This is a genomic window from Thermococcus sp. (assembly GCF_015523185.1).
Classification (GTDB): domain Archaea; phylum Methanobacteriota_B; class Thermococci; order Thermococcales; family Thermococcaceae; genus Thermococcus.
Window position 1 is genome coordinate 1 of sequence record NZ_WAKV01000050.1, and the last position, 9,317, is coordinate 9,317.

The 9,317-nt window shown below is 55.2% G+C and carries 11 protein-coding genes; 7 read left to right on the forward strand and 4 right to left on the reverse strand.

The window, feature by feature from the left end; translation table 11 throughout:
- Positions 1–226: hypothetical protein (locus F7B33_RS05525; RefSeq protein ID WP_297073640.1), on the reverse strand; the 226-nt coding region annotated here is incomplete at its 3' end.
- Between the two features lie 152 nt (positions 227–378).
- On the opposite strand from F7B33_RS05525, the gene F7B33_RS05530 reads away from it, so the two are divergent.
- Genes F7B33_RS05530 through hisC form a run of 4 tightly spaced genes read left to right on the forward strand, consistent with a single transcriptional unit; the run spans position 379 to position 3,414 of the window.
- The gene (locus tag F7B33_RS05530; protein ID WP_297073642.1) at positions 379–1,128 is read left to right on the forward strand and encodes an ATPase domain-containing protein; all 750 of its coding nucleotides are present in this window, start codon (positions 379–381) and stop codon (positions 1,126–1,128) included.
- Positions 1,129–1,137: 9 nt separating this feature from the next.
- Positions 1,138–1,833, forward strand: coding sequence for a hypothetical protein (locus F7B33_RS05535; protein ID WP_297073645.1), 696 nt, complete (start codon positions 1,138–1,140; stop codon positions 1,831–1,833).
- Complete coding sequence (locus tag F7B33_RS05540; protein WP_297073647.1) at positions 1,830–2,411, forward strand: regulator of amino acid metabolism, contains ACT domain protein; 582 nt, start codon at positions 1,830–1,832, stop codon at positions 2,409–2,411. Before F7B33_RS05535 ends, F7B33_RS05540 begins: the two co-directional genes overlap by 4 nt.
- Positions 2,395–3,414 (forward strand): histidinol-phosphate transaminase, encoded by a 1,020-nt coding sequence (gene hisC, locus F7B33_RS05545; protein ID WP_297073649.1) that lies wholly within the window; start codon positions 2,395–2,397, stop codon positions 3,412–3,414. The genes F7B33_RS05540 and hisC overlap by 17 nt, the downstream gene beginning before the upstream one ends.
- Here hisC and F7B33_RS05550 read toward each other — a convergent pair.
- The 3 genes from F7B33_RS05550 to F7B33_RS05560 form a co-directional block, all read right to left on the reverse strand.
- A complete protein-coding gene (locus F7B33_RS05550) occupies positions 3,401–4,303 on the reverse strand; it encodes an Mrp/NBP35 family ATP-binding protein (protein WP_297073652.1) in 903 nt (300 codons plus the stop codon). The genes hisC and F7B33_RS05550 overlap by 14 nt on opposite strands.
- A 183-nt stretch (positions 4,304–4,486) precedes the next feature.
- Positions 4,487–5,764 carry an MFS transporter gene (locus tag F7B33_RS05555; RefSeq protein WP_297073654.1) on the reverse strand — a complete coding sequence of 426 codons (1,278 nt, stop codon included), beginning with the start codon at positions 5,762–5,764 and terminating at the stop codon, positions 4,487–4,489.
- A 60-nt stretch (positions 5,765–5,824) separates the two neighbouring features.
- A complete protein-coding gene (locus F7B33_RS05560; protein WP_297062313.1) occupies positions 5,825–6,010 on the reverse strand; it encodes a hypothetical protein in 186 nt (61 codons plus the stop codon).
- A gap of 281 nt (positions 6,011–6,291) precedes the next feature.
- On the opposite strand from F7B33_RS05560, the gene F7B33_RS05565 reads away from it, so the two are divergent.
- The 3 genes from F7B33_RS05565 to F7B33_RS05575 all read left to right on the forward strand — a co-directional run.
- Complete coding sequence (locus tag F7B33_RS05565) at positions 6,292–7,281, forward strand: pyridoxal-phosphate dependent enzyme (RefSeq protein WP_297062311.1); 990 nt, start codon at positions 6,292–6,294, stop codon at positions 7,279–7,281.
- Complete coding sequence (locus F7B33_RS05570; protein ID WP_297062309.1) at positions 7,190–8,281, forward strand: DUF1611 domain-containing protein; 1,092 nt, start codon at positions 7,190–7,192, stop codon at positions 8,279–8,281. Before F7B33_RS05565 ends, F7B33_RS05570 begins: the two co-directional genes overlap by 92 nt.
- On the forward strand, positions 8,253–9,317 hold a 1,065-nt coding region (locus F7B33_RS05575), incomplete at its 3' end, for a hypothetical protein (protein ID WP_297073656.1). The genes F7B33_RS05570 and F7B33_RS05575, both read left to right, overlap by 29 nt.

Genomic DNA, 9,317 nt, shown 5'->3' on the forward strand with positions numbered 1-9,317 from the left:
TGTGGTAGTTGTAAATTATCTCGGCGGCCTTCTTCCCTTCCTCCGTGAGGACTATCTTGTTTCCCTCCCGTCTCGCGAGGTTCTTCCTCTCGAGTTCTCTCATCGCCTCCTCGACTTCCTCCTTCGTGACCTTGCTGTCCTCCATGACATCCCTGAAGCTCGGTGGCGAACCCTTTTCCCTCGCCAGGCGGAGGATGTCCTCCATGAGTATCTCCTTCCAGCCCATGCTCTCACCCGAAGTTGAATTAGGCTAACCTAATTTAAACTTTTGCCCGTTTCCGTTGAAGTGTTACCCACATTTGTGGCGTAAGGTTTAAGGTTCGTGTAATGGCCCCCAAAATGAAAATTAGGTTAGGCTAACCTAATGGAGGTGGTTCCATGCTGGTGAAGCTTGGGGTTGACTGGATTGATGAGATACTTCCTAAGGGGTTCCCGACGAACACCTCAACCCTTGTCAGCGGACCCGGTGGTTCCGGAAAGCCCCTCATCGGCTACTCCTTCGCCTCAGGCTGGCTGAAGAACGGCGGGAACGTCGTCTTCCTCCTCACGAGCACGACCCTTGAATACCTCAGGAACACAATGAGGCTCCTTGGGACGGACCTCGACGATTACTACGGCAGGGTATTCTTCATCGAGCTTGACCCTATGATAGAATCCATTGAGCCGGTCAGCGATACCCACGTGAGGGCAAACTTCGTCAAGCCGGACGTGTGGGACGAGGCACTTTCACTCGCCAACATCTACCTGAGCAACAGCCCGAGCAAGCTCGGGACGATGGTCGTTGGAGCGGCGCTAAACCTGCTCTTCTTCTCGCCGACCTACGGTAAAGCAATCCACGAGAAAATCAAAGGGGCATTGAGCGTTGACAAGACGAAGACATACTTCCTAACCGTAAACACCGACGTCTTCAGGGACATGGTTGAGGAGCTTGAGAGGTCGGCGGACAACCTGATGTTCAGCAGGATGGAGAAGCCGATGAGGCTCTTCCTCAAGGTGGAGAGGGTTAAGGGGGCACCATTTGAGAGGAAGGAAATCGAGGTGCCGCTCTCAAGAGAGATACTCGAGGAGATAAGGAAAGAAGCCGAGAGGGGCAAGAAGAACCTGATTCCTGCGATAAAACGGCTGTGAGGTGGGAGCATGAGGTTCAGTTTTGAGGGCTTCGATTTCGAGCTTCCTGCTTTCACCCTTCTTTCCGGCCCGATGGCCGCGGCAAAGCCCCTTTTTGCACAGAAGTTCATCGGGGAGTTCCTCAGAGAGAACCCGGATTACAAGGTCCTTTACTTTGCCACGAGCTCCCCAGTGTGCGGGGTTCTGAGGAATCTAAGAATATTCGGCATGGGCGACGATTTGGCGGGGAGGATAACCTTCCTCGACTACCAGCCCTCGTGCGAAGGAATCAGAAAGGTTGACGCCAACTACTACATCGGCAACTTCTCGGATTCAGAACAGCTCAAAAAGGCCCTCGACATGGCCGATGAGAGGACGATAGTGGTTCTCCCCTCCTTCACGCTCCTCCTGATTGGGAGCGAGGCAAAAGATGAACTCACGGACGCCCTCATCAAGGGCATAAGGAAGGCCAATCCGATAGTTTTCGTCGCCGTCAACACGGCGATGTTTGAGGAGCAGAACGAGAAACTCGCGGAGAGCGCTGACAACGTCCTTGAGTTCACAAAGAGGGGCGAAAAGGTTTTCGTCAGGGCGCTTAAGTTTAAGGGGATGGCCCCAAAGGAGGAAGTCCCCTTCAAGTTCCTGCGCGAGATGTTTGAGGGGACTAAAAAGGAGGTCGCCGAGAGGACGGCGAGGATAATCCGCGAGAAGAAGGTGGGAGGATGATCCTGATAGAGGAGTATTTCAGGCCCTATCCCGCGAGAAAGAGGGTTGCCGAGTTCCTGCTGAGGAACGGGGTTAGCGTCAGGGAGGGCTCTATGGGCTTCGCCGGCGTTGAACTCTCGATAAGTGAGGTCGCGAAAGCCGTGGGGGTGAACAGAAAGGTCGTTTACCAGACCGTCGAGACGATAGGGGCGTCAAATGCCCTCCGCTTGCTCTTTGAACGGGCTGAGCCGGAGCTGAAGGTCGAGGGCATAGCCCCCGCAATGAACTGGGAGGTCATTGAGATTGAAGTTATAGAAAGGCCGGCCGAGGTGCTTCACCGCGTTCTCGGGGCGGTTCTAAAGGAGGGTAACGAGGCGGTCTCGGTCAGCATGAGGAACCTGCCGGGGGAGGAAGCACGCATCTCAATCGTGGTGGAGAAGCCGCTAAAGGGTGAAACCCTCAGGGCCCTCGAAGGAATCGCGGGAATAAAGAAGGTCCTCATAAAGACCCCGGAGAAGGACAAAACCCGGCTTGTCTGCACCTTCTGTGAGGTTAAGTACTGTCCGAAAAGGCTGGAAGGTGGTGATAATGAGGATTAGGAGTTCGATAACCAGGCTCCCGCGGGCCGAAGTCCCGCCCGAAGTCCCGGCCAGAATTCACCTGGATAAGAACGAAAACCCCTTCGACCTCCCCCACGGGCTAAAAAAGGAGCTTTTTGAGGAGCTATCGGAGATACCCCTCAACCGTTATCCCCCTGCCTACCCGGTTGAGCTGGAGGAGAAAATAGCGGAGCACCTTGGCCTTTCCCACGAAAACGTCATCGTCGCCAACGGGAGCGATGAGCTCATAGGTTTGATTTTGAAGGTCTTCGACGGGGGTCACATCGTTATAAGCTCCCCGACCTTCGGCATGTACGACTTCTTCGCGGCGCTGGAGGGTATTAAGGTTGTGGACGTCCCCCTTGGAGGGAACTTTGAACTGGGGGACGTTGAGGCCCACGCTGAAGGCGCGAGGGCAATCTTCATCTGCTCGCCCAACAACCCGACCGGAAACGCCCAGCCAAGGGAGAGGGTAATTGAGGTTCTCGAAACCGGTGCCCCGGTTGTGCTGGATGAGGCCTACGCTGAGTTCGCGAGGAAGAGCAACATTGACCTCGTGAAGGACTACGACAACCTCATCGTTCTCCGGACCTTCTCCAAGGCCTTTGGCCTGGCCGGAGTCCGGCTCGGCTATGCCGTCGCGAGCGAAGAAACCGCGGACTACCTCAGGAGGGTTATCCCGCCCTTCAGCGTGAACTCTCTTTCCCTCAAAGCGGGGGAGTTCATGCTCGAGCACCTCGACTACGTCCAGCACGTCATCAGGTACATAATCGAGGAGAGGGAGAGGCTCTACCGCGAGTTTAAGGAGTACTCCTACCCGAGCGAGGCCAACTTCCTCCTGATGAGGCTCGATGCCCACGACTTTCTGCTAAAGAAGGGCATAGCCGTGAAAAAGCTGGACAGAAGGCTTGAGGGCCACATAAGGGTGACCGTTGGCAGGAAGGATGAAAACAACGAGCTTGTGAGTGCTTTAAGGGAGTTCATCAACCTCACAGCGGACTAGATGGTTCTTCGGCCTCTTCCTTCACTTTCATCTCTTCTAACTTCTTCACAAGTTTATCCGCGATATCCTCGATGGCCTTTGCCGCGGGGGTGTCTTCATAGAGGACTATTGGAATGCCGGCGTCGCTCGCCTCTCTAGCCCTGAGGTCTATGGGTATCTCCCCAAGGAAGTCCACACCCTCCTTCTCTGCGAGTTTTCTGCCGCCGCCCTTCCCAAAGATGTCAATCTCGTTTCCACAGTACGGACAGATGAGGTAACTCATGTTCTCCACTACCGCAACGTACGGCACTTCCATTTTCTTCATGAAGTTCACCGCTTTTCCCGTATCGAGTAGTGCTACCTCCTGCGGAGTGGTCACTATCACCGCCGCATCCAGGCTTACGCTCTGCACAACCGTCAGTATCTCATCACCGGTTCCGGGCGGGAAGTCAACTACGAAGAAGTCCAGCTCACCCCACTTGACGTCGCCCAGTAACTGCCAGATGGCCTTTGTCACGAGTGGTCCGCGCCAGATGACGGGCTGGTCCTCTCCCACGATGAAACCGAGCGTCATGACTTTAATCGGGGCCGTTTTTCCGTCGAAGTCCGTCTCCGGCGGAAGCATCTCAAAGCGACCGTCTTCCGTTCTCTCTGCTAGAACACTGACGTTTTCAAGCCCCATCATCTTGGCTATGTCCGGGCCGTGTATGTCTGCGTCAAGGATCCCAACGCGGTAGCCCCTCTTTGCCAGGGCTGTTGCAAGGTTAACGGCCACGGTGCTTTTTCCGACACCTCCTTTGCCACTCAGAACGGCTATCTTGTACTTCCACTTCGATTCTTTCCTCTTAATCCTCTCCTTCGTGACCTGAAGTGCCTTAAGGGCCTCTTCCCGGTTTACGGCCATCCCCATCACCGAAGGCATGTTTATTCAACCCACGAAAAAGCTTTCGGTATTCTAACCCTTGGTTGTACTCAAAATTGTCCAATAAGCTTTTTAGAGCGTTTGTGCATATGCACAGACCAGAGAGATAGGTATGCCCCGCTTGTTTTTTCTTTTGAAGCCCTTCCCTTGGGAGAAGAAGATCAGAAATTCTTAATGCTCCCACAAAATAGGAACAAGGGCCAAGAATATCAGTGACGAAGCAAGGACAAAGTCGGCGGTAAAGCCCAGCGCTTCAACCACAAGCCCGCTCAGAAGGTTCCCGATTATGGCCCCCAGCGAGCTGACGAGGTTGTAGGTTCCTATCAGGGAACCGCGCTTCTCCGGGGGTGCCCTGTGGGATATTATCGAGGACGTTGAGATGCTGATGTACGACCACGTGTAGCCCGCTATGAAGTAGGAGACGAATGCCAGGACGAGGAAAACGCTTCCCCCCAGGAAAGTGGAAATCGCCAGCAGGAGGAACGCGACTCCCCTCAGGCCCAGCCCCTTTTTGAGCGCACCGTAGCCGCCGGTCTTTCTCAGCCTCAGCCCGACGCGGGTGTACATGTAGGCTGAAATAGCTGAATTTGCAATGCTCATGGCGTAGAGTTCCGTCGCGCCCAGTCCCCTGCTCTTCAGGAGCACCGGAAACTGGGTGAAGTAGAGCATGGCCCCTATCCAGAAGAGGACCGTCGAGGCGTACAGCCTTCCAAAGTCCTCTGTGGAGAGCCTGGGAAGGTGGGTTATCATGTTCGGCAGATAGCGGAACTTCTCCACCACGTAGCCGGCGTAAACCCCGAGAATCCTTCTGTCAACGTGGACCGGAACCTCCCTTATAGTCCTCGCCCCGAGTGGGAGCGAGAACAGCCCTACGAGTCCGAGGACCACGAATATCTCCCTCAAACTAAGAAACTGCGCCATCACAAGTCCGAGGATCATCCCCGCAACCCACGCCCAGCCGCCTATCTCGTTGAACCTCCCTATCGCGTAGTCCCAGTCCTCAAGGCGGAAGGCCTTGGTGATAATCAGGATTGGAACCGGTATCGTGGCCGCTATGAAGAACGTGTAGAGCGCGTTTACGAGCATCACCTGGGGGACGGTCTTTGCAAGGGCGAAGAGAACCGACGTTAGCGCAGTCCCGAGGAAGCCCATGAGGAGGAAGACCTTCCTCCGGTTCAGCCTGTCGCTCAGCCTGCCCCAGAAGAGACCACCCAGCATTGAGGCGGTACTGCCTATTGCGTTCACAATCCCAACATCCGCCGGTCCGCCGCCCACGTTCATTGTGAGCAGAGGGATCAGCGGGGCAGCTCCGCCGGTTGATACCTTGAACGGAACGAAGGAGTAGAACCACCTTCCGGGATCAGGTCTGTGCTTCATCTGCCGCCCCTTTTCCAGGGTTTTGAGGGTTGTTAGTTTTCTCTTCTGCGGGCGGCCCTTCAAGATTTTCACCCCGGGCGGGGAGAGAAAAGGGGTTTAAAAAGTTGTGGTTAAAAAAGAGTGGAAGGACGTTCAGTCTTCGTCATCCCAGTCCTCGTCGTAGTCTTCCTCGTCCTCCCACTCTTCTTCCTCGTCCCACCCCTCTTCCTCGTCCCAGTCCTCGTAGGCCTCCTCAACGGCGTCGAGGGGCTCGAACTCATCTTCCTCTTCTTCCTCAACCTTCTTGGGCTGGACCTTCTTCTTTGGCGGGTAGTACATGCCGATCACCTCCCCTCTGCTGAGGGGCGTTCATTGAGCGTATGCTGGGTTTAAAAACATTTCTATCCAAATTCATGGCAATAACTCGGTTTCCTAATGATTTTAGGGGCTGAAACAAATGTTAGGCACAAATAACGGCCCCACCTGGGAGAAAGGTTTATATACTCCTGAGAAACTCCAGTTGACTTCCCTCCAAGAATGAAGGGAGTAAATTGGGTGGTATAAAAGAAAGGTGCTGTATAACTGCGTTTGGACGAAAACAACGGATCTGGTGGCCGGAAATGGAGGCCGAGAAAAACTCCGATGATGACGGCGGCCCCCTCTTAAGGGCTTCCCTCCTTGAGGAGGCCCTGGGGGTTGAGAGAATATACATAGACTACGAGGGGAGAAACCCAACGGGAACCCACAAGGACAGGATCGCCAGGGCACACGTGGAAAAAGCTATCAACGAGGGCTATTCTGCGGTCACCGTGGGCACCTGCGGGAACTACGGTGTTTCCATCGCCTACTACGCACGGCTCTACGGCCTGAAGGCTTTCGTTTTTGTGCCGGCCGGTTACACTCTTGAACGGGCCGGCGAGATGAAGGCCCTCGGCGCGGAGGTGATTCCTTGGCCGGGGACGTACGAGGATGCCGTAAAGGAAAGCAGGCGCTTCGCGATGGCAAACGGCATCTACGACGCGAACCCCGGAAGTCACCCTGAGGTTGACTACGCGGGCTACTCGTCAATAGCTGAAGATATCCTCCGCGAAATAAAGCCAGATGCGGTGTTCGTTCCAGTAGGAAACGGGACGACTCTGGCCGGGATATGGCACGGATTCCGTGGGAGGGCAAACCCGAGGATGGTAGGTGTCACGACGGCTCTTGGAAACGAACTCCTAAGAAAGTTCTACGGCGACCCGAGGAGGGAGATAGCGGAGACACCAGTCAACGAGCCCCTTGTCTCGGAGATATCCTTTGACCTCGATGAGGCAATGAGAGCCGTAAAGGAATCCAACGGCTACGTCTTCGGCTTCGCCGACGACACCGCGTTGAGATGTGCCGAGTTACTCCGCGTTACGACTGGCCTTTCGGTTTTGCCGGCCTCGGCTTTAACCGTTGCCGGGCTTATCAAGTTCGCCCGGAAGTTTGGGATTAGGGAAGGAAACTTCGTGTTGGTGTTAACCGGAGGTGTCCACGGTGGAGAAAGCACTGGTGCTTACGGAGGGGCGCTATCTTACGACGGATGGAAAAACAGCGCACGGACTCGTGCGGTACTCGGAAAAGTATAAAATAGTCGGCCTGATAGACTCGACCCTCGCGGGAAAAGACGCGGGAGAGGTGCTCGACGGCATCAAAAGGAACATTCCAATATACGCAACCCTCGAGGAAGCTCTCAGGGAGAACCCGGATGCGAGGTGGCTCATCATAGGCGTAGCCACACCGGGTGGTGTTCTTCCCTCGAGCTACAAGAGGATAGTGGCGAAGGCCATCAAAGCTGGACTAGGGGTAGTCAACGGCCTCCACCACTTCCTCAGCGATGACCCCTACCTCAGGCGTCTCGCGAGGCAGAACGGGGTCGAGATAATCGACGTTAGGAAGATATTCTACAACTACCGCGTTCCCTTCACCGGGAAGATAGAGGACGTTAAGGCCATCAAGGTAGCGGTTCTCGGAACTGACGCGGCAATAGGGAAAAGGACCACTGCAATTATGCTCCACGAAGCCTTCAGGAATCTCGGCCTGAAGAGCGAGTTCATAGCCATGGGGCAGACTGGCTGGATGCAGGGCTTCAAGTACTGCATAGTTATGGACTCCATCATCAACGACTTCGTTCCAGGAGCCATTGAGGACGTCTTCTACCGCGCCTGGGTCGAGGAGAGGCCGGACGTTATAGTCACCCACGGTGAGGGCTCGCTCCTCCACCCTGCCTTCCCAGGCGGTTTCGAGCTTATAGGCGCGGCCAGGCCCGATTTCATCGTCCTCCAGCACGCTCCAGCGAGAAAAACCTTTGATGATTTCCCCCAGTATAGGATTCCGCCGCTTGAAAACTACATAAAGATGATAGAGCTCCTCTCGGGGAAGCCGCCTATAGCTATCACGATAAACACCCAGAACCTCACGAAGGAAGAAGCTCTCGAATGGGCCGAGAGGATAGAGAGCGAGACTGGAATCTTAACGCGCGTCCCGTTTTACCAGGGCGTCGAGGATATAGCCAAGCTGATAGCGAGCAAGGCGAAGAAGCTTGGAGAGGTGAGGGCGGGTGAGCCTGCCGGAGCTGAAGTGCTTTGACTACATCCTCATCGAGCGGCCGAAGGTCTCGGCAAGGCGTATCTCGGCACGCTATGTTCTCGGCATTGACGGCGAAGAGCTAGGTTACAACCTCATCCACCGCTACCCCGAGAGGATTCCCAAGGTGGAAGCCTTCGCCAAGCTGGTGAGCATAATCCCGGCCATAAACTACGGCCTCTTCACGCCAGAAATACGCTTTGACTTCCCCCTCGACCCGAGAGACCTGAAGTTCTTCCGCGACATGATGGAGGTCACAGCGAGGGACATCTTCGTCAACAGGATAGCCCAGCCGAGCGAGTTCATAAAACCCGAGTTCGTTCCAAAGGAAGTGACTCCGGAGATGGCCGAGCCGATGGCGAAGCTCTTCCCGGAGGGCGTTGAGGAGGAACCCATTGACTTCGAGCCAGATTATTCCAAATGCGCCGTGATGCTCTCCGGTGGTAAGGAGAGCCTCCTCACCTACGGCATGATGAAGGAACTCGGCTGCGAGGTCTATCCCTTCTTTTACAATGAATCTGGTGGCCACTGGAGGGTGGCGATTCCAGCTTACCGCTGGTTCGAGAGGAACGAGCCGAGGACCAAAAGGGTCTGGAGCAACGCCGACAGGCTCTACACCTTCATAGAGAAGAACATGGGAATCCTTCAGAACGTGGGCAAGCCAAAGGCCGAGGTCTATCCCATAAGGCTGTTCTTCTTCGCGGGCTACTCCTTCGCCTTCCTCCCGCTGATGCACAAGTATAACATCGGGAACCTGCTCTTCGGCAACGAATACGACGACCCAAGGGGTTTAACCTACGAGTACAATGGAATCCGCCACTATTACGCCACTTACGACCAGAGCTGGGACTTTGAGAAGTACATGACGCGCTGGTTCGCGGAGAGGGGTCTCGGGATAAGACAGTGGTCGGCTGTTAGACCTATAACCGGCCTCATCGTGGAGCGCGTGCTTCACAGCCGTTATCCGGAGCTCTTCAGGCTACAGAGGAGCTGCCACTCCGTCCACAGGGAGGGAGACGACTACGTCCCCTGCGGGAAG